This window comes from Brevundimonas sp. (assembly GCF_965227765.1).
In the GTDB taxonomy this organism is placed as follows: Bacteria; Pseudomonadota; Alphaproteobacteria; order Caulobacterales; family Caulobacteraceae; genus Brevundimonas.
Map to the genome: position 1 here is coordinate 628,591 of NZ_OZ245778.1, position 19,329 is coordinate 647,919.

A 19,329-nucleotide genomic window follows, 5' to 3' on the forward strand; every position below is an offset into this window, starting at 1 on the left:
CGGTGGAACGAAAGCCGCATGACGATCAAGCCTTCATCCCGCCTCATCCTGCTGGCCACGGCCGGCGTCTGTCTTCTGGCCGGAGGCGTCGCGGTGTCTCAGGTCGCGCCCCTGCCGGCGACCCAGTGGGACAATCGCCGCCTGGAGCAGCTGGACCGCAATGTGCGCCGGCTGGAGCGCGCCCTGACCCAGCGCAACGCCGTGGGCCAGCCGGTGATCGTCGAACTGGACCCCGAGGTCGTCACCCTGCAAGGCCAGGTGGCCCAGATGGATCGCCGCCTGGGCGACATCGAACAGACGGTGCGCCAGGTGAACGGCGAACTGGAACGCACCACCTTCCAGCTGGATGAATCGACCCGCGCAAACGCCGCGCTCAGGACTCAGCTGACCGCCGTCGAAGCACGGCTCAAGACCGCCGAGGACGCCCGCGCCGCTGCCGCAGCAGCGCCGGTCGCCGGCGCCTCGCCCACCGGAGATGCGGTCGCGGACCTGGCCGCCGCGCGCGCCCTGACCGATCCGGCGGCAAGCGCTGCGGCGCTGGAAGCCGTGACCAACAACTGGAACGGCACGCCGTCGGGGCGCGAGGCCAGCTGGCGGCTGGGCGACATCCGCCGCGCCGCCAATGACCATGCTTCTGCGGTGCAACTCTACGCCACCGCGCTGAACGGCTGGCCGACCGCGCCTTGGGCCGGTGAGACGACGCTGAAACTGGCCCGAGCCCTGGTGGCCACGGACCGCGACGCCCAGGCCTGCGGCGCCCTGGCCGAGTTCAACCGCCGCTATGCCGCCGCCGCGTCGACGGCGCTGAAGGGCATAGCGACCCAGGTCAGCGGACAGGCGAACTGCACCTGACCGGCGGCTCCGGTTCGGGGCTGACCGCGCGTATCCATGCGCGGCTGGATGCGCGTCTTCGGGCGAATGGGGATCGTCCCGTGGCCCTGGCCCTGTCCGGCGGCGGGGACTCCATGGCCCTGTTGCGCATCGCGTCCGACTGGGCGCGGCTGCGGGGGCGCAGGCTTGTGGCCATCACCGTCGATCATGGGCTGAACCCGGACAGTCCCGCCTGGAGCCGGCTGTGTCAGGACGCAGCGCGTGAGGCGGGGGCGGACTGGATCGAGCGCCGGTGGGAGGAGACCAAGCCCGCGACAGGCCTGACGGCGGCGGCGCGGGCGGCGCGGCATGGCCTGATCGCCGAGGCGGCGCGCGAAGTGGGCGCGCGGGTCGTCCTGTTCGCCCACACCGCCGACGACATCGCCGAGAGCGACTGGATGCGGGGCCAGCCCATGGGGGAGGGCGGCTCGACCCTGGGGCGGCTGCGCGAGTGGTCGCCCAGCCCGGCCTGGCCGGAGGGGCGGGGGTTGATGCTGCTGCGGCCCATGCTGGACGCCCGGCGGGACGATCTGCGGGCGTGGTTGCGCGAAAACGGGCAGGTCTGGATCGAGGATCCGGCCAATGCCGATGAGAGGTTCGGCAGGAGCCGGGCCAGGGCGAGGCTGGCCGATGGGCCGAGATCGGAGGACGGCGAGCGCCCTGATCCTTCGTCCGTCTCAGGTCGCTGTTCCTTTGCAGGCGCGGAGCCTCTGTCGCTGGGGGAGGGTTTCGCTGTCGCGCGGTCGGTGAGGGCGACGGAACTGGCCGCCGTCCTGCTATGCGCCTCGGGGCGGAGCGAGCCGGTGCGGCGTGACCGGCTGGAGCGGCTGGCGCAGAGATTGTCCAGCGGCGAGGTCTTCACCGCCGCCCTGTCGGGCGCTCGGATAGAGGCCGGTCGCGATCGGATCATTATCGGGCGCGAAGCCGGGGAGTTTCGCCGCCGTCCTGTGGCAGAGGTTGCGCTGGAGCCCGGCGTCGCCGCCGTCTGGGACAACCGGTTCGAGATCATGACGGCTGAACCCGGCTGGACGGTCGGGGCGGCTGCGGGCCGGCTGAACCGGCTGTCGCCGGCCGACCGGGCGATCCTGAAGCCCGTGCCCGAGGCGATGCGGGCCGCTTTGCCCGTCCTGATCCGAGACGGCGGGGGTGACCCGCTTCTTGCAGGGCGCCCGGTGCTCGCCTGGCGAAAGGCCGAGGTCCGTGCCCTGGCGCCCCGCCGTCTGGCCCTGTTTCTGGACGCCTCAACGGGCGAAACGACGCAGGAAGCGGACCTCGAACGAACCATCCATGGCGAAATGCCGCCGCCTGACCTATTTTCACACGACTGAACACATTGCGACGGTCCCGGAAGGGGCGTCGAGGAACCGAGAACCGTAATGAACCTGCGTAACCTGGCGATCTGGGGCGTCATCGCCCTGCTGCTGATGGCGGGCTATGCCGCGATCAGCCAGAACGGCGGCGCGGCCATGCCGGGCGCCAAGGGCGCGGCGGCCCAGCGCCCCTCGCCCATGACCTATTCCGAGCTGGTCCAGGCCGTCGAGGGCAAGGCCGTCAAGGAGGTGACGGTCAAGGGCGACCAGATCACCGGCGTGCTGCAGGACGACCGCCGCTTCGTCGCCACCAGCCCCTACCCCAACGAGGCCCTGGTCGAATCCATTCGCCAGTCGGGCGCCACGGTCGATGTGAAGACTATGCGTCAGGCCTGGTGGCAGGGGCTGCTGATCGGCATCCTGCCCATCCTTCTGCTGGTCGGGGTGTGGATCTTCTTCATGCGCCAGATGCAGGGCGGGGCCCGTGGCGCCATGGGCTTCGGCAAGTCCAAGGCCAAGCTGCTGACCGAGCACAAGGGCCGCAAGATGTTCGAGGACGTCGCCGGCGTGGACGAGGCCAAGGAAGAACTGCAGGAGGTCGTCGACTTCCTGAAGGATCCGGGCAAGTTCCAGCGACTGGGCGGCAAGATCCCCAAGGGCGCGCTTCTGGTCGGACCTCCCGGCACCGGCAAGACGCTGCTGGCCCGCGCCGTTGCGGGCGAGGCGGGCGTGCCCTTCTTCTCGATCTCGGGTTCGGACTTTGTCGAGATGTTCGTCGGCGTCGGCGCATCGCGGGTTCGCGACATGTTCGAGCAGGCCAAGAAGAACGCCCCCTGCATCATCTTCATCGACGAGATCGACGCCGTCGGTCGTCACCGGGGCGCAGGCTTGGGCGGCGGCAATGACGAGCGCGAGCAGACCCTGAACCAGCTGCTGGTCGAGATGGACGGCTTTGAATCCAACGAGGGCATCATCCTGATCGCGGCGACCAACCGTCCCGACGTTCTGGACCCGGCCCTGCTGCGTCCCGGCCGTTTCGACCGCCAGGTCGTGGTGCCCAACCCCGACGTGAACGGCCGCGAGAAGATCATCCGCGTCCACATGAAGGACGTGCCCCTGGCGTCGGACGTCAACGTCAAGACCATCGCCCGCGGCACGCCCGGCTTCTCGGGCGCCGACCTGGCCAACCTGGTCAACGAGGCGGCCCTGATGGCGGCGCGCAAGGACCGCAAGATGGTCACCCATCGCGACTTCGAGGACGCCAAGGACAAGGTCATGATGGGCGCCGAGCGCAAATCCATGGCCATGAACGAGGAAGAACGCCGCCTGACCGCCTATCACGAGGGCGGCCACGCCATCGTCGCCATGAACGTCAAGATGGCCGACCCGGTGCACAAGGCGACCATCGTCCCGCGCGGCCAAGCCCTGGGCATGGTCATGCAGTTGCCCGAGGGCGACCGCTATTCGATGAAGTACCAGCAGATGGTCGATCGCATCGCCATCATGGCCGGCGGCCGCGTCGCCGAGGAGCTGATCTTCGGCAAGGAGAACATCACCTCGGGCGCATCCTCGGACATCCAGCAGGCGTCGAAACTGGCCCGTCGAATGGTGACCCAGTGGGGCTTCTCCGAAGTCCTGGGCACCGTGGCTTACGGCGAGAACGAGCAGGAGGTCTTCCTGGGCCACTCGGTCGCGCGCAGCCAGAACATCAGTGAAGAGACGGCCCGGATCATCGATTCCGAGGTCAAGCGGCTGGTCACCTCGGGTTGGGACGAAGCCCGCCAGATCCTGACCGACAAGGCCGGGGACCTGGAAAAACTGGCCCAGGCCCTGCTGGAGTTCGAGACCCTGTCCGGCCAGGAGATCAAGGACCTGCTGGAGAAGGGCGCCATGCCCAATCGCGACGAGAACAACTTCCCCAACGCCGGACCGTCGGTGTCCGTACCCCTGACCCCGGTGGCCGTGGCCGCCGTCTCGGACGGCACGACGGTAGAGGTCGCCACCGTTCACTGAGGCGGGGCATAGACAGACGGCAGGACCCGCCTGGACTCGTCCGTGGCGGGTTCTTACGAACCGACAGGTTTGCATTACAAACAAGTCTGAAGTATCCGAGGTCATCGACCCTTCGGAGAACGCCGATGTCATCCGCCTTTCAGACGCCCCCGGCACAGACCCAGGAACGCCTGCACGGGCTCGACGCCCTGCGCGGCGGCGCGCTGTTGCTGGGCGTGGTGCTGCACGCCGCCATGTCCTTCATTCCGGCGCCGATCTGGATCGTCGCCGACGACCACCCCTCGGTCTGGGCGGCGGGACTGTTCTTCGCAATCCACCTGTTCCGCATGGCGACCTTCTTCCTGATCGCAGGCCTGTTCGCCCACATGATGTTGGGGCGGCGCGGCGTCGTGGCCTTCGTCAGGGACCGGGCGATCCGCATCGCCGGGCCGCTGGTGGTGTTCTGGGCGCCGGTCATGGCGGCGATCATCGCCGTGCTGATCTGGAACGCCGTGCGACAGGCCGCCGGCGCACCGATGGGACCGCCCCCGCCGCCGCCGACCTATAGCTGGGCGACGATACCCCTGACCCATCTGTGGTTCCTGTGGGTGCTGATGCTGTTCTACGCCGCCGCCCTGATCCTGAGGACGCCGTTCGCGGTCCTCGACCGGAGCGGAGCCTGGGGGCGGGCGGTCGACCGGCTGACGGGATTTCTGGCCACGCCCTGGGGCGCGATCCTGCTAGCCGCACCCCTGGCCATCGCCGTCTGGCGCGAGCCGGTCTGGGTCGCCTTCTTCGGCATTCCGACGCCGGATCACGGCCTGATCCCCAACCTGCCGGCCCTGGTCGGGTTCGGGCTGGCCTTCGGGTTCGGCTTCCTGCTGGACCGCCGCCGCGACCTGCTCAAGCAACTTGAGGCCTGGGCGCCGGCCAACCTGGGCCTGGCGGTCGGCGCAGGGGTCAGTCTGCTGATGCTGGCCGGCGGGCCCGCGCCCTCCATAGTTCCCCTGACGGACCCGGTGATGAAGGCCATGGCGGCGGCGGCCCTGGGCGTGGCGACCTTCGCCTCGGCCTTTGCCGCAGTCGGGCTGGCGCTGCGGTTCGCCTCGGGGCACAGCCGGGTGCGCCGTTATCTGGCCGACGCCTCCTACTGGATCTACATCGTCCACCTGCCGCTGGTCATGGCCGCCCAGGTGCTGGTGCAGGACTGGGACATGGCCTGGCCGGTCAAGCTGGCCGTCGTGGTCGCGGGCGTCATGGGCGTCTCGGTCGCCAGCTATGAGTTGCTGATCCGCCACAGCTTCATGGGCCGCTGGCTGAACGGTCGGCGCGTGCCGTGGCGTCGCCCTTCGCCTGCACACGCCCTCGCCGCCGCCGAATAGCTTGCCAAGCCCCCTCGGCCCGTCCACTCCGGGCGGGCCGACACGGAGAGTCGCCATGACCGAGAAGACCGCCCGACCCCCCAGAACGCCCGTCTCCACTGCCGAGGCGGACCTCGCTTTCCTGCGCGGCATCGTCGAGGGCGGTGGCCGCAACCAGACGACCATGGGCGTGGTCCTTCTGGCCGGGGGACTGTTGTACGGCCTCCAGTGCCTGTTCCACCTGGGTCAGGCCGCGGGCGTGATCCGCTGGCCCGGCCTGGCCACCCTGGCCTTCGTCATCGCCATCACCGTGGCCATGTGCATCGTGATCGCCTGGGCGGTGATGAAGGACAGGAAGGCGGGCGTGAAATCCACCTCCGGCCCCCTGGCCAGCCGGGCCATGAACGGCGCCTTCAGCGGCACGGGCGCGGCCAATCTGGCGGTCATCATCATCTTCGGCGTCGGCGCCTCGCGCGACGGCGACTTCGCGGTCTGGCTCTATTATCCGGCCATCGTCTTCGCCTTCCAGTCCATCGCCTGGTTCATGGCCTGGCAGCTGAAGCGCAAGGGCTGGATGGGTCTGATGGCCCTGGGCCACTGGACGACGGCGGTGGCCCTGGGCCTGCTGGTGCGCGAGCCGATGGCCTATCTGTGGGTCTGCACCGCCGCCCTGTTTATGTTGTTCGCCCTGCCCGGCGGGCTGATCCTGCGCGAAGCCCGCGCGGCTGACACAGCGGCGGCCTGAGCCGGTCATGGCGCTGGATCTCGACAGGATCGACGAGGTCATCCACGGCCGAATGCGGCTGGGGATCATGGTCTATCTGGCCGACGCCGAGGTCGCCGACTTCACCGAGCTGAAGACCGTGCTGGAGGCCACCCAGGGCAATCTGTCGGTCCATATCAAGACCCTGGAAAAGGCGGGCTATGTCGCTGTGGCCAAGAGTTTCAAGGACAACAAGCCCCTGACCCGCGTCGCCATCACCCCCGCCGGTCGCAAAGCCTTCGCCGCCTATCTGAAGGCCATGTCGGCCCTGATCGGGGGGCGGGGCTGATGGCGCCCATGGTCGTGGATCCGAACCGTGTCCACGCCTTTGAAGACGCGGAAGCGTTCGAGAACTGGCTGGCGAAACATCACGACCGCGAGCCCGAGGTCTGGATCCGCGTCTTCAAGGTGGGGTCGGGTACGGTTAGCGTGAGCTGGAAAGACGCCATCCCCGCCGCCCTCGCCTGGGGCTGGATCGACGGTGTCAGGAAGAGCCTGGACGCGGTCAGCTTCCTGCAACGGTTCACGCCACGCGGGGGCAAGAGCAGCTGGAGCGAGATCAATGTCGCCCATGCCGAACGCCTGATCGCCGAGGGGCGGATGCAGCCGGCCGGGCTGAAGCAGGTCGAGGCGGCGCGGGCGGACGGGCGCTGGACGAAGAATTACCGGGTCAAGGGTGCAGAGGTCCCGCAGGACCTGGCCGCGGCCATCGCCGCCCACCCGAAGGCCCAGGCGATGTTCCAGACCCTGACCAGCCAGAACCGCTTTGCCTTGATCCATCGCACCAACGCCCTGAAGACCGAGGCCGGACGGGCGAAGGCAATCGTCCGGTTCGTCGAGATGCTGGCGCGCGGCGAGACCATCTATCCGCAAGGGGCGACGAAATGAACGTGCGGCCTCGCATCATGGGCATCATCAACACCACGCCCGACAGCTTCTCGGACGGTGGGCGGTTGGCGACGGTCGAGGCGGCGGTCGATCAGGCCATGCGGATGGTCGAACAGGGCGCGGATGTTCTGGACATCGGCGGCGAGAGCACCCGGCCGGGCGCCGAGCCGGTCGGCGCCGACGAGGAGATCGCGCGCACGGCGCCGGTGATCGAAGCGATCCGGGCGCGTTGGGACGGTCCGATCAGCATCGACACGCTCAAGCCCCAGACCGCGCGGGCCGCCGTCCAGGCCGGGGCGACGATGTGGAACGACGTCTCGGCCCTGAGCTTCTCGCCCGACAGCCTGGCCACGGCGGCAAGCCTGGGGTGCGAGGTGGTGCTGATGCACATGAAGGGCGAGCCGCGCACCATGCAGGCCGACCCCCGCTATGACGACGTGGCAGCCGAGGTCATCGCCTATCTGGTCGAGCGCGCGGACGCCGCGATGGCGGCGGGGGTGTCGCGCGACCGGATCTGGCTGGATCCCGGCATCGGCTTTGGCAAGACCGTAGCCCATAACCTGGCCCTGACGACGGCGACCGACCGGCTGGTCGCGACCGGCTTTCGCGTACTCTACGCCGCCAGCCGCAAGCGCACGATCCTGAGCCTGGACCCCACCGCCACCGACCCGCTGGACCGGCTGGGCGGGTCGCTGGCCCTGGCGCTGGAAGGGGCGCGGCGGGGGGCGCAGATGGTCCGGGTCCATGACGTGCGCGAGACGGTCCAGGCCCTGAAGGTGCAGGCCGCGCTGCTGGACGCGGCGGGTCGCTAGGGCAGGTTGATCTGCCAGGACACGCCGAATCGGTCGTTGAGCCAGGCGAAGCGGCGGCTGAAACCATAGTCGGCGACCGGCATCAGGAACTGACCGCCCTCGGCCATGGCGGCGACGATGCGCTCGAACTCGTCATTGTCGGTGCAGTCGAGGAAGATCGAGCTGGACGGGGTGAAGCTGAACCCCTGGCGAATGGTCGAATCATTGGCCCGCATTTCCATGTCGGCGATGACCACATGGGCCATGCGAACGGCGCCGCCATCCTCGTAACGTTCCAGCGACACCACGCAGCTGCCGGGGATCAGGCCGACGTAGAAGGTCAGGGCGGCTTCGCATTCACCCTGGAACATCAGGAAGGGCACGGCGGTGGTCATCGGGTCTCCGAGGCGGGTGGCGTCGCCTCCAGCCTAGCACCAGTGACTTGCCTGACGGAACGGACTCGGCCATCTCCACCCCCATGACTTCTTCCATCGGACGCGTGCTGATCATCGCCGGCTCGGACTCGGGCGGAGGGGCGGGAATCCAGGCCGACATCAAGGCCGTGACCGCCATGGGCGGATACGCCGCCACCGCCATCACCGCCATCACGGTGCAGAACACCCTGGGCGTCCACGGGGTCCATCCCCTGCCGCTGGACCTGATCGAGCAACAGGCGCGCGTCGTGCTGGACGACATCGGCGCCGACGCCATCAAGACCGGCATGCTGGGCTCGGTCGAGGTGGTGGAACGGGTCGCCGCCATCCTGGACACCTGCAACGCCCCCGCCGTGGTCGATCCGGTCATGATCGCCAAGGGCGGCGCAGCCCTTCTGGAAGATCGGGCCATCGCGGCCGTGCGGTCGCTGATGATTCCGCGCGCGGCGCTGCTGACCCCCAATGCGCCCGAGGCCGAGGCGCTGACAGGGATCAGCGTCGTCGATCTGGACGGCCAGAGGCGGGCGGGCGAGGCTCTGCTCAAGCTGGGCGCGCGGGCGGTGCTGATGAAGGGCGGCCATGTCGGCGAGGGCGGCACGACCGTGATCGACATCTTGATGACGCCGTCCGGCGAGACCCTGCTGGAGGGACCGCGCATCGACACCACCTCGACCCACGGCACCGGCTGCACCCTGGCTAGCGCCTGCGCCGCCGGGATCGCCAGGGGCCTGCCGCTGGAGGTCGCGGTCGCCGAGGCCTGGGCCTATGTCGCCGAGGCGATTCGCCGGGCGCCGGGCCTGGGCGGCGGGCACGGGCCGCTGGATCACGGCTGGACCTTGAGGGCCGGAAAATGAGGGCCGGGAAATGAGCGATCTTTCCGTATCGGATACGGGGCGGCTGGACGCGATCCTGCGCGCCGATCCGGGCCTGATGCATGTGCTGACGACGATGCGCGGGCTGGATGTGCCCGACTGGCGGGTCTTTTCGGGCGCCGTCTATCAGAACGTCTGGAACCACGTCTCGGGCCGCCCCGTCGGCTATGGCCGCAAGGATTATGACCTGGGCTATTTCGACCCGGACACATCCTGGGACGCCGAGGACGTGGTGATCAAACGGGTCGCCGCCGCCTTCGACGAACCCTTCCGCAGCGAGGTCGAGGTGCGCAATCAAGCCCGCGTGCACATTTGGTTCCCCGACCATTTCGACGAGCCCTATGACCCCCTGCCCGACACCGACACGGCCCTGTCCCGCTTCGTCGCCCCGGCGTTTTCGGTGGGGGTGAGGCTGGAGGCGGACGACACCATCAGTGTGGCCGCGCCCTTTGGCCTGGAGGATATGTTCGCCATGACCCTGAGGCCCAATCCGAACCGCCCCTGCGCCAAGGGCTGGGACAAGATCGTCGCCAGCGCGCGGACGCGGTGGCCGGAGCTGACGGTGGTCGAAAGGCAGGCGGACTGATGCGCCAATGGACCGTCGACGCCTTTGCCGACCGCCCGTTCCGGGGCAATCCGGCCTGTGTGGTCGAGCCGTTCGACACCTGGCCCGACTCCGGCTGGATGCAGTCGCTGGCGCAGGAGAACAATCAGGCCGAGACCGCCTTCCTGCGCCGGACGACCGACGCCGCCCGGTTCGACCTGCGCTGGTTCACGCCGGGGATGGAGGTCGATCTGTGCGGCCATGCGACCCTGGCGGCGGGCCATGTGCTGGCGGCCGAGCTGGGGCTGAAGGCGCCCGTCCTCACCTTCGACACCCGTTCGGGGCCTCTGACGGTGGTGCGGTCGGGCGATGGGTATGAGATGGATCTGCCCGCCAGTGCGTCGACGCGGACGACGACGCCGGATCTGATCGCCGCCCTGAGCCGCGCGCTGGGCGCCGAGGCGGTCGAGGTCTGGACCTCGCGTTATCTGGTGGTGATCCTGAAGGACGCTGCGACGGTCAGGACCCTGACGCCCGACATCCGCGCCATCGCAGCCTTGCAAAGCGAGGCCGGAGAGCCCGGGCAGGTGGTCGTGGCGGCTCTGTCCGACGATCCCGCCCATGACGTGATGGACCGCTTCTTTGCGCCCGGATGCGGCGTCGACGAAGACCCCGCGACGGGGTCTGCCCACGCCATCCTGGGCCCGCTCTATGCCGAAAAGCTGGAGCGGCCAGTGGTGCGGTTCTTTCAGGCCTTTCCGGGGCGGGGCGGGCCGATGCAGACCGAGGTGCGCGGCGATCGGGTGCTGATCCGGGGGCAGGCGGTGAGCGTGATGGAATCCGTGCTGCGGATCCCGACCTGAAAAAGGGCGCGACCCTTTCGGATCGCGCCCTATCGCTTTCAGTCTGTGGGAGGCCTAGCCGCGACCGGGGCCACGGCGGTTGTTGTTGTCCCAGCGCTCGTTGCGGATCTGGGCCGAGAGGCGGTCGAAGCGGCGGTCCAGGTCGGTGCGTTCCCACTGGCTCAGGCCGTTGCGGCGGTACTGCTGTTCCAGCCGGGCGATCTGGTTGAACTCGCTGCGCAGGCGGGTGGCTTCGCGACGGCTGAGGGCGCCGTTGCGCAGGCCAACGTCGATGCGGCGGTCCAGATTGGCCTGGCGCTGATTGATCGACTGCCAGCCGTTGTGGCCGGGGTTCTGGTAGGCGGGAGCCGAATGGGTCGGCCCGTGGCGGGGTGCGCCATAGGATTGAGCGCCATGGGATTGGGCGGCGGCGGGCAGAGCGGCCGAGGCTGCGGCCAGGACGAGGGCGGGGACAAGAAACTTCTTGAGCATCGGATCACTCCATCAACAGGGTCGGCGGCGGGGCGCCGTCGATGCAGGCAGATGACCATCCGGGGCTTGAGCCGAACCTGAACACCTCGGGTCAGGCGGGGTTCATCGGGATGAAACATCCGTAATCCTGAGAGGCGTGATCTCACGCGGGCGCAAAACAACAGAGGCAGATGAAACGGCGACGAACCGGCGGGGCTGGGTTACTGTCGCCTTATGCCGGCGTTCAGGCGGCGTTCAGGGCCTGAGCATTAGACACACCACCATGACCCGCGTTCGAGACATTCTGATCATCACCCTGGCCCTGGCCGCAGCCCCCCTGGGGACGGCCTCGGCGGCTCAGGCCGCCACGGCCCAGGTCGCTGCCTCGGCTGACGTGATGCTGCAGGTGGACGGCTCTCGTCGCGAGAAGGCCCGTTCGGAGGCCCAGAACGGCCGCCGGATGGATCTGAGCGACATCGTGCGGATGGTCGAATCCGGTCGCGAAGGCCGTATGCTGGGCGTCCGTCCACAGGGCGAAAACTATGTGGTCCGTTGGGAGTACCGCGGCGGCCGCATCGTCGATATCACCGTCGACGGCCGAACCGGCCGCATCATCGGAGAACGCTGAGAATGCGTGTGCTGCTCGTCGAAGATGACGCCGATCTGTCGCGTCAGCTGAAAGGCGCTCTGTCGGACGCCGGATATGCCGTGGACCACGCCGCCGACGGCGAAGAAGCGCATTTCCTGGGCGACACCGAACCCTATGACTGCATCATCCTGGACCTGGGTCTGCCCAAGATCGACGGGGTCTCGGTGCTGGAGCGCTGGCGGCGCGACGGCAAGACCACGCCGGTCCTGATCCTGACGGCGCGCGGCGCCTGGTCGGACAAGGTGTCGGGCTTCGACGCCGGGGCCGACGACTATCTGACCAAGCCCTTCCACACCGAGGAGCTTCTGGCGCGTCTGCGGGCGCTGCTGCGACGCTCGGCCGGCATCGCCTCGGCCACCCTGTCGTGCGGCGGCCTGAGGCTGGATCCGCGTGCGGCGCGGGCGACGGTCAATGGCGAGCCCTTGCGCCTGACCTCGCTGGAATACCGGCTGCTGCATTACATGATGATGCATCAGGGCCGGGTCATCAGCCGCACCGAACTGGTCGAACACCTCTACGACCAGGACTTTGACCGCGACTCCAACACCATCGAGGTCTTTATCGGCCGGGTGCGCAAGAAGGTCGGGTCCGACCGGATCGAGACGGTGCGGGGCCTCGGCTATCGCCTGACCATGCCTGCGGGCGAATCGGACGCGGGCTGACCGGCCCGTGACGACGCCGAGCCCGGCGGCCCCTCAGCGCGAGAAGGCCTCGACGTCCGTGCTGCAGGCGGTCGGCGCGGCTCTGTTGCCGGGGCGGTCCTTGACGCGCCGGCTGATCTGGCTGGCGGCCCTGTGGATCATGGGCGCCCTGATCGCCACCGGCATGGTGCTGACCTCCCAGTTTCAGGAATCGGGACTGCGCCGTCTGGGCGGGGTGCTGAACACCACCATCGACAGCGTCATCCTGGCCACGACGGCCAGTCCGACGGCGGTGGTCACGCCGCAGATCCTGGATCAGCGCACGCTGGAGACCTTCTCGGGCAAATACTGGTCCGTGGCCGAACAGACGCCCGACGGAAGCCTGAAGGTCATCACCCGCTCGCTGTCGATCTGGGACGGTGAGATCACGGTCCCCGCCGAACTGCCCGACCGTCTGCAGGACGCGTTCGGCCAGACCATCACCTATAACGCCACGGGCCCCAAGGGTGAGCCGCTGCGGGTCGCGGCGACGATCAAGACCCTGCCGGGACGCGAGGCGCCGATCATATTTCTGGCCGCCATCGACCGCTCGGCCATCGACGCCGACACCCGCGACTTCGCGCGGGTGACGTGGATTTCCCTGGGCCTGCTGGGCCTGGGCCTGGTCACGGCGGTGTTTCTGCAGGTGCAGGTGGGCTTGCGGCCCCTGTTCGATCTGAAACAGGAAATCGCCAATGTCAGCCAGGGCAAGTCGGCGCGGATCGAGCGCGCCTACCCGACCGAGATCGCGCCCCTGGCCGAACAGCTGAACCAGTTGCTGGACCATAATCAGGAGGTGGTGGAGCGCCAGCGGACCCATGTCGGCAACCTGGCCCACGCGCTGAAGACGCCCCTGTCGGTGATGCTGGCCGAGGCGGGCGACCTATCCGGCGACCGCGCCGCCCTGGCCGAGATCGTGCGGCGCCAGAGCGAGGTGATGAAGGGTCAGGTCGATCACCACCTGCGCCGCGCCCGCGCCGCCGCCCGCGCCGCCCACGGCCTGGGCGAGCGCACCCCCGTCGCCGAGGTGCTGGACGAGATGGCGGTGATGCTGGAGCGGGTGTTCCAGTCCAAGGGGGTCGAGATCGACTGGCGGGCGCCCGACGAACTGGGCTTTCTCGGCGAGCGGCAAGACCTGCAGGAAATCCTCGGCAACCTGATCGAGAACGCCTGCAAATGGTCGAAGCGCCGGGTGCGGATCTCGGCGGGAGCCAACGGTCTGGGACAGATGATCGTGGTGGTCGAGGACGACGGGCCGGGCCTGCCCGAGGATCAGCGCGAGGCGGCGATGAAGCGGGGCGCACGCATGGACGAGGAGGCGCCGGGATCGGGCCTGGGCCTGTCCATCGTCGACGACCTGACCCGCGCCTATGGCGGGCGGCTGACCCTGGCGGCCAGCGACATGGGGGGGCTGAAGGCGATGCTGGAACTGCCCGCCGCGGAGCGCTGACGACCGTCTCTGCGGCAAACTGTTAACTCGCCCTCTTTACCGTGACGGTCGGGTCGCCCCGTTGGCGACCGGCGGAACAGAGTGTTCATGGCCGATCTTTCGATCGCCCATCGCGCCGCGCTGGCGCAGTTGCTTGGAAACGTTCCTGACGGGACGCTGACCCAGCTCGCCCTGCTGGCGGCGGGCATGGCCGGGAGCCGCGCCCGCGATCTGGAAGAGATGCTGGACGCCGAGCGGCTGGACCGCGTGCGCCGCGCCCGCGCCTTCGCCCCCCTTCTGCCCCTGTTTCGCGCTCGCCCCGACGGCGTGGCCTCGATGGTGTTTCCGGCCGGGTCCATGTCACGGGTCTGGGGCATCGCCCGGCGCGGCGAGGCCGATTTCCTGTCCATTCTGGACGATGACGACGAGCGCAATATCGGCCGGGTGACCCAGGTCTGCGGGCGCATCTGCGTCGCCGCCGCCGCCGCCGTGCGCGACCAGGCCGAAACGGTCTGGCCTGCCGCCTGGAGCGAGCCGGAGGCGCGCGAAAAGGGCCTGACCGACCTGGCCTGCAGTTTCGACCTGGCGCTGCTGGCGCATCGGGCCATGCCCTCGCTGAAGGCCTGGGTCGGGCGGCCCACCGCCGATCAGCTGGCCGACCTGAGGCTCTTGGTCCGTGACGCCGCCGAGATCGCGCCGGACGGGGCGCAGCGGATGCTGGAGATCCTGTTCGCCAACCTGGCCGACGCGGCCCTGGTGCTGCGGCTGGTGTCGCATTCGTCCAGCGCGGCGGGGCGCGAGGTCTTCCTGGCCGAGAGCGAACTGGCCGTCTTCGTCGAGCGGCTGATCGGCGCGGTCGAGGATCGGGTGGCCCGGATTTCCGGCTGGCGCCCCGCCGACGTCAAGGACGTGGTCGGACCCCTGCAAGAGGTCCTGACCTGGTCGGCGGGGGTGCTGACCGAACTGGACATGACTATCGAGATGCGGCCCGGCGGCGTCTGGGGCAAGCAGGTGCGCGACGCCCGCATCCGCATCAACGAGAAACTGTCGCGCCTGCTGGGCTCGGTCGAGGGCGCCGTCGACAAGGCCCTGCCAACGATCCGCGCACAGACTTCGGGCCGCATGACGCGGCTGGTCCCCAGGTTGGATGTCCCGGTGAACGACGAGGCGGTTCAGGCTGCGACTGCGTCCCTGGCCCTGCTGCGGGCCGTGCGCACCACCGCCGGGGTGTTCGGCTGCGAGCAGCAGAGATGGTCGGTGCTGGAGGCGCTGAAGGAATCCCTGGCCGCCTATGCCGACGCCGGGTTGGAGACGATCAATGCCGGCGACTGGCCCGACGAGACCCTGGCGCTGAACATGATCGGGACCGCCGCTGGATTCCTGGAGCTGATCGAGGCCACGGACGCAGCCCGCACGGTGCGCCGGCGCGCCGCCGTCGCCGGGACGCCGCCGACCTTCAAGCCTCTCAACCTGCCGACCAGGCCCTTCCAGGCCGCCTGATGCGTTGATATGGCGCGTGGAGGACGCTGAAAACCGCTTACCTTTTGCGGGATCAGGTTCTAGAGCCACCACCATGGCGATCTTCTCCATTCTGTGCGCCCTGGCGACGGCGCTGGCGGCCCTTATGGTGCTGACCGGAGCGCGGCGTGGCGCCGACGCGGGCCAGCACAATCAGGGCCAGGCTTCCGGCGATCCCGAACCCGCCGATGCGGCGGCGCGCGAACTGGATGAACTGGACCGGTTGAAGGCGCGCGGCCTGCTGGCCGAGGACGCCTGGGTCAGTGCGCGGGCCGAGGCGGCGCGCCGGCTGCTGTCCACGACGGTCGCGCCGATGGTGCTGCGTAATGGACGCCGGGATCGCCAGTGGGTGCTGGGCGGCCTGGCCGTGACGGCGCTCGGGGTGCTGGGGCTCTATGGTCTGTTCGGCGCGCCGGGCATGGGCGACCAGGCCTATGCCAGCCGGGTCGAGGCCTGGGCCGAAAGCACCGAGCCGCTGGAGCCTGCCCAGGTCGCGGCCGTGCTGACCCGCGAGGCCGCCAACAGGCCTGACGAGCCGGCCATATTGACCATGCTGGGCGCGGCCCGGTTCCAGGCGGGCGACCCCATCGGCGCAGCCTCTGCCTTCCGCCGCGTGCTGGCGATCCGGCCCGACGACGCCCAGAGCTGGGCGCGGCTGGGCGAGAGCCTGGTGCGGTCCCAGGACGGCGTGGTCGGCGCCGACGCCGAGGCCGCCTTCCGCGAGGCCGTCAAACGCGATCCCGATCAGCTGGGCGCCCTGTTCTTTCTGGGCGATGCCGCCCTGACGCGCGGCGACGTCGCCGAGGCGCGCCGACAGTGGACGCCCCTGATGGCGGCCCTCGATCCGGCCGATCCGCGCCGGGCCGAACTGGAACAACGACTGGCCGGAGCGGGACAATGAGCTGGCTTCCCCGATCGCCCAAGGCGCGTCGCCGCCTGTGGGTCGTGGCCGCGGCGGCGCCCATCCTGGCCCTGGCCGTGGGCCTGTCGCTGTGGGCCATGAACGACAGCGTGACCTATTTCTTCTCGCCCTCCGAGGTGACGGCGGAGAAGGCCCCGGCGGGGCGCAACATCCGTCTGGGCGGTCTGGTCGAGGCGGGCAGCGTGCAAAGGCACGGCGCCGACGTGAGCTTTTCCGTCACCGACAATGCGGCCTCGACGCGGGTCGTCTTCCACGGCGACCTGCCCGACCTGTTCCGCGAAGGGCAGGGGATCGTGGCTCAGGGCGCCTTTCTGCCTGACCGCACCTTCAAGGCCGAACAGGTCCTGGCCAAGCATGACGAGACCTATATGCCGCGCGAAGTCGCCGACCGGCTGAAGGAAAAGGGCGAGTGGCGGCCTGAAAGCAGCTCCGCGACCGTGGGGAGTTCGTCGCTTTGATCGTCGAATTCGGCGCCTTCGCCCTGCTGCTGGCGTTCGGGCTTTCGCTCCTGCAGACGGGGCTGGCGACGGCGGGCCGCATGCGGGCCAGCCCGGTGCTGGCCGGAGGGGCGCAGGGCGCAGCGATTGCGGCGGCGGCGGCCGTGGCCCTGGCGTTCGCAGCCCTGATCTTCGCCTTCGTGACCTCGGACTTCTCGGTCGCCAATGTCGCGAACAACAGCCACACCGACAAGCCTATGCTCTACAAGGTCGCCGGGGCCTGGGGCAGCCACGAGGGCTCCTTGGTGCTGTGGTGCCTGGTCATGACCGGCTTCGGCGCGGTGCTGGCGCGCGCGCGCTCGGGCGCAGGGGGCGGCCTGCCGTTCGGGCTGAAGACCTCGGCGGTCGCGGTGCAGGGGGCGCTGTCCAGCCTGTTCATCGCCTTCGCCGTCTTCACCTCCAACCCCTTCGCCCGGCTGGACCCCGCGCCGTTCCAGGGCGCGTCCTTGAATCCGCTGTTGCAGGACCCGGCCCTGGCCGTGCATCCGCCGCTGCTCTACGCCGGATATGTCGGCTTCTCGGTGACCTTCTCCCTGGCCGTGGCCGCCCTGATCGAGGGGCGCGTCGACACGGCCTGGGGGCGTTGGGTGCGGCCCTGGGCGCTGGCGTCCTGGGTGCTGCTGACCATCGGCATCACCCTGGGCTCGTTCTGGGCCTATTACGAACTGGGCTGGGGCGGCTGGTGGTTCTGGGACCCGGTCGAGAACGCCTCCTTCATGCCCTGGCTGGCGGGCGCGGCCCTGCTGCACAGCGCGGTGGTGACCGAGCGGCGCGGGGCGCTGGCCGGCTGGACGGTGTTCCTGGCCCTCCTGGCCTTCACCTTCTCGATGCTGGGCGCCTTCCTCGTCCGGTCGGGGGTGCTGACATCCGTCCACGCCTTCGCCGTCGATCCCGAGCGCGGCCTGATGCTGCTGGGCATCCTGGGTCTGACGGCGGGCGCGGCCTTCGCCCTGTTCGCCTGGCGCGCGCCCAAGCTGACTGGCGGCGGCCTGTTCGCCCCCATCAGCCGTGAGGGGGCGCTGGTGCTGAACAACCTGTTCCTGACGGCGGCGGCGGCGACCGTGCTGCTGGGGACCCTCTATCCATTGATCATGGAGGCGGCGACCGGATCGACCATTTCGGTCGGCCCGCCCTATTTCGCCCTGACCTTCACCCCCCTGATGCTGGTCGCCTTCCTGATCCTGCCTGCGGGACCCTTGCTGGCGTGGAAGCGCGGCGACCTGAAGGGCGCGATGCAGAGGTTGGCGGTCGCCGCCGGGCTGGCCATCGCCTGCGGCCTGACGGGCTGGCTGGCGTTCGAGCCCAAGAAGGCCATGGCCGCCGCGGGTCTGGCTGTCGGCGCCTGGCTGATCCTGGGATCACTGGCCGAGGTCGCCGAGCGGACGCGGCTGTTCCGCGCTGGTCTGGCTGAGACCCTGCGCCGGGCCAAGGCCCTGCCTCTGGGCGCCTGGGGCATGACCCTGGCCCACGCCGGCCTGGGCGTCTTCGTCCTGGGCGCCGTGGCCGAAACGGCGTTCAAGGTCGAGGCCGGCGCGCCCCTGGCCCTGGGCGAGCGCGTCCAGGCCGGCGCCTACAGCGTGCGGCTGGACAGCGTCCACATCATCGAGGGGCCGAACTATCTGGCCGAGCAGGGACGCATGACCATCGAGCGGGCCGGGTCGCGCCCGCGCACAATCACCGCCGAGCGCCGCTTCTTTCCCGCCGGCGGCCAGACCACGACCGAGGTCGGTCTCGATTTCCGGGGCCTGGACGATGTCTATGTGGTGATGGGCGAGCGCCGGGCGACGCCGGAGAAGGCCCAGGCCTGGACCGTGCGGGTGCACTGGAACCCCTGGGCGCGGCTGATCTTTCTGGGGCCGCTGATCATGTCGGTGGGCGGGGTGCTGTCGCTGCTGGATCGCCGCCTCAGGGTCGGGCCGGTGGTGCGGCGCAAGGCGGCGGCGTCATGAAGCGGGTGCTGCTGATCGCGGCGGCGTCCGTTTCGCTCGCCGCCTCGGCCCTGGCCCAGGAGCCGGGCTCGGCCCCAGATCAGCCTCTGGCCGACGCCCGTCAGGAAGCCCGCGCCCAGGCCCTGTTCCAGGACGTGCGCTGCGTCGTCTGCCAGCACGAATCCATTGCCGATTCGCCCGCAGGCATCGCCGGGGACATGCGCCGTCTGGTGCGCGAGGAGATCGCCTCGGGATCGAGCGACGCCGAGGTCCGGGCCGATCTGGTGCGACGCTGGGGCGACTACATCCTGTTCAAGCCGCCCGTCGAGCCGGGCACCTGGCTGTTGTGGTTCGGGCCCCTTGCGGCCCTGCTGGGCGTCGGCGGGATCCTGGCCTGGCGCGGCTGGAAAAAACGCGCCGACACGGCGGCCGAAGCGCCTTTGTCGCCCGACGAGACGCGACGGCTGGAAGAACTTCTCGCATCGGGCGCGGTTCGCCCCGATCCTGACGCATCTTCGTCCCACGACTGACGTTCGGGGGTATCAACGATCTCCGGGCGGTGTTTTGG

Annotated in this window: 21 protein-coding genes; 19 read left to right on the top strand and 2 right to left on the bottom strand. The window is 69.5% G+C overall.

All coding sequences use genetic code 11. The features are described from left to right. Positions 1-18 precede the first annotated feature (18 nt). From ACO05L_RS03115 to folP, 8 genes are all read left to right on the top strand, one after another. On the top strand, positions 19-852 hold the full coding sequence (locus ACO05L_RS03115) for a tol-pal system protein (RefSeq protein ID WP_421730716.1): 834 nt from the start codon (positions 19-21) through the stop codon (positions 850-852). 80 nt (positions 853-932) lie between these two features. Beyond that, entirely contained in the window at positions 933-2,198 is a 1,266-nt protein-coding gene (tilS, locus tag ACO05L_RS03120) for a tRNA lysidine(34) synthetase TilS (RefSeq protein ID WP_421730717.1), read from the top strand. Between the two features lie 48 nt (positions 2,199-2,246). Further along, positions 2,247-4,193, top strand: a complete 1,947-nt coding sequence (gene ftsH, locus ACO05L_RS03125) for an ATP-dependent zinc metalloprotease FtsH (RefSeq protein ID WP_421730718.1) — start codon at positions 2,247-2,249, stop codon at positions 4,191-4,193. A gap of 125 nt (positions 4,194-4,318) precedes the next feature. After that, complete coding sequence (locus ACO05L_RS03130; protein WP_421730719.1) at positions 4,319-5,554, top strand: acyltransferase family protein; 1,236 nt, start codon at positions 4,319-4,321, stop codon at positions 5,552-5,554. Positions 5,555-5,609: 55 nt separating this feature from the next. Further along, complete coding sequence (locus ACO05L_RS03135; protein WP_421730720.1) at positions 5,610-6,278, top strand: hypothetical protein; 669 nt, start codon at positions 5,610-5,612, stop codon at positions 6,276-6,278. Positions 6,279-6,285: 7 nt separating this feature from the next. Further along, entirely contained in the window at positions 6,286-6,585 is a 300-nt protein-coding gene (locus ACO05L_RS03140) for a winged helix-turn-helix domain-containing protein (RefSeq protein ID WP_421730721.1), read from the top strand. After that, on the top strand, positions 6,585-7,184 hold the full coding sequence (locus ACO05L_RS03145) for a YdeI/OmpD-associated family protein (protein ID WP_421730722.1): 600 nt from the start codon (positions 6,585-6,587) through the stop codon (positions 7,182-7,184). The genes ACO05L_RS03140 and ACO05L_RS03145 overlap by 1 nt, the downstream gene beginning before the upstream one ends. After that, the gene (gene folP, locus ACO05L_RS03150; RefSeq protein ID WP_421730723.1) at positions 7,181-7,996 is read left to right on the top strand and encodes a dihydropteroate synthase; all 816 of its coding nucleotides are present in this window, start codon (positions 7,181-7,183) and stop codon (positions 7,994-7,996) included. Before ACO05L_RS03145 ends, folP begins: the two co-directional genes overlap by 4 nt. Here the strand turns inward: folP and ACO05L_RS03155 are convergent. Next, positions 7,993-8,370 carry a VOC family protein gene (locus tag ACO05L_RS03155; RefSeq protein ID WP_421730724.1) on the bottom strand — a complete coding sequence of 126 codons (378 nt, stop codon included), beginning with the start codon at positions 8,368-8,370 and terminating at the stop codon, positions 7,993-7,995. The genes folP and ACO05L_RS03155 overlap by 4 nt on opposite strands. 83 nt (positions 8,371-8,453) lie before the next feature. On the opposite strand from ACO05L_RS03155, the gene thiD reads away from it, so the two are divergent. The 3 genes from thiD to ACO05L_RS03170 are packed head-to-tail and all read left to right on the top strand — an operon-like array spanning position 8,454 to position 10,688. Beyond that, on the top strand, positions 8,454-9,263 hold the full coding sequence (thiD, locus tag ACO05L_RS03160; protein ID WP_421730725.1) for a bifunctional hydroxymethylpyrimidine kinase/phosphomethylpyrimidine kinase: 810 nt from the start codon (positions 8,454-8,456) through the stop codon (positions 9,261-9,263). Positions 9,264-9,273: 10 nt separating this feature from the next. After that, positions 9,274-9,867 carry a nucleotidyltransferase family protein gene (locus ACO05L_RS03165; RefSeq protein WP_421730726.1) on the top strand — a complete coding sequence of 198 codons (594 nt, stop codon included), beginning with the start codon at positions 9,274-9,276 and terminating at the stop codon, positions 9,865-9,867. Beyond that, complete coding sequence (locus ACO05L_RS03170; RefSeq protein WP_421730727.1) at positions 9,867-10,688, top strand: PhzF family phenazine biosynthesis protein; 822 nt, start codon at positions 9,867-9,869, stop codon at positions 10,686-10,688. Before ACO05L_RS03165 ends, ACO05L_RS03170 begins: the two co-directional genes overlap by 1 nt. 54 nt (positions 10,689-10,742) lie before the next feature. On the opposite strand, the gene ACO05L_RS03175 is transcribed toward ACO05L_RS03170, so the two are convergent. Further along, a complete protein-coding gene (locus ACO05L_RS03175; RefSeq protein WP_421730728.1) occupies positions 10,743-11,159 on the bottom strand; it encodes a hypothetical protein in 417 nt (138 codons plus the stop codon). A 262-nt stretch (positions 11,160-11,421) separates the two neighbouring features. Here ACO05L_RS03175 and ACO05L_RS03180 point away from each other — a divergent pair, with 262 nt between their 5' ends. From ACO05L_RS03180 to ACO05L_RS03215, 8 genes are all read left to right on the top strand, one after another. After that, a complete protein-coding gene (locus ACO05L_RS03180) occupies positions 11,422-11,766 on the top strand; it encodes a hypothetical protein (protein WP_421730729.1) in 345 nt (114 codons plus the stop codon). A 2-nt stretch (positions 11,767-11,768) separates the two neighbouring features. After that, positions 11,769-12,449, top strand: a complete 681-nt coding sequence (locus tag ACO05L_RS03185; protein WP_421730730.1) for a response regulator transcription factor — start codon at positions 11,769-11,771, stop codon at positions 12,447-12,449. A 139-nt stretch (positions 12,450-12,588) separates the two neighbouring features. After that, on the top strand, positions 12,589-13,917 hold the full coding sequence (locus ACO05L_RS03190) for a sensor histidine kinase (protein WP_421731621.1): 1,329 nt from the start codon (positions 12,589-12,591) through the stop codon (positions 13,915-13,917). 87 nt (positions 13,918-14,004) lie between these two features. Further along, positions 14,005-15,396, top strand: coding sequence for a hypothetical protein (locus tag ACO05L_RS03195; protein WP_421730731.1), 1,392 nt, complete (start codon positions 14,005-14,007; stop codon positions 15,394-15,396). 73 nt (positions 15,397-15,469) lie between these two features. Continuing rightward, positions 15,470-16,315, top strand: a complete 846-nt coding sequence (gene ccmI, locus ACO05L_RS03200; protein ID WP_421730732.1) for a c-type cytochrome biogenesis protein CcmI — start codon at positions 15,470-15,472, stop codon at positions 16,313-16,315. Next, positions 16,312-16,794 (top strand): cytochrome c maturation protein CcmE, encoded by a 483-nt coding sequence (ccmE, locus tag ACO05L_RS03205; RefSeq protein WP_421730733.1) that lies wholly within the window; start codon positions 16,312-16,314, stop codon positions 16,792-16,794. The genes ccmI and ccmE overlap by 4 nt, the downstream gene beginning before the upstream one ends. Beyond that, positions 16,791-18,782 (top strand): heme lyase CcmF/NrfE family subunit, encoded by a 1,992-nt coding sequence (locus ACO05L_RS03210; RefSeq protein ID WP_421730734.1) that lies wholly within the window; start codon positions 16,791-16,793, stop codon positions 18,780-18,782. The genes ccmE and ACO05L_RS03210 overlap by 4 nt, the downstream gene beginning before the upstream one ends. Then, entirely contained in the window at positions 18,779-19,291 is a 513-nt protein-coding gene (locus ACO05L_RS03215; protein ID WP_421730735.1) for a cytochrome c-type biogenesis protein, read from the top strand. The genes ACO05L_RS03210 and ACO05L_RS03215 overlap by 4 nt, the downstream gene beginning before the upstream one ends. Positions 19,292-19,329: the final 38 nt, after the last annotated feature.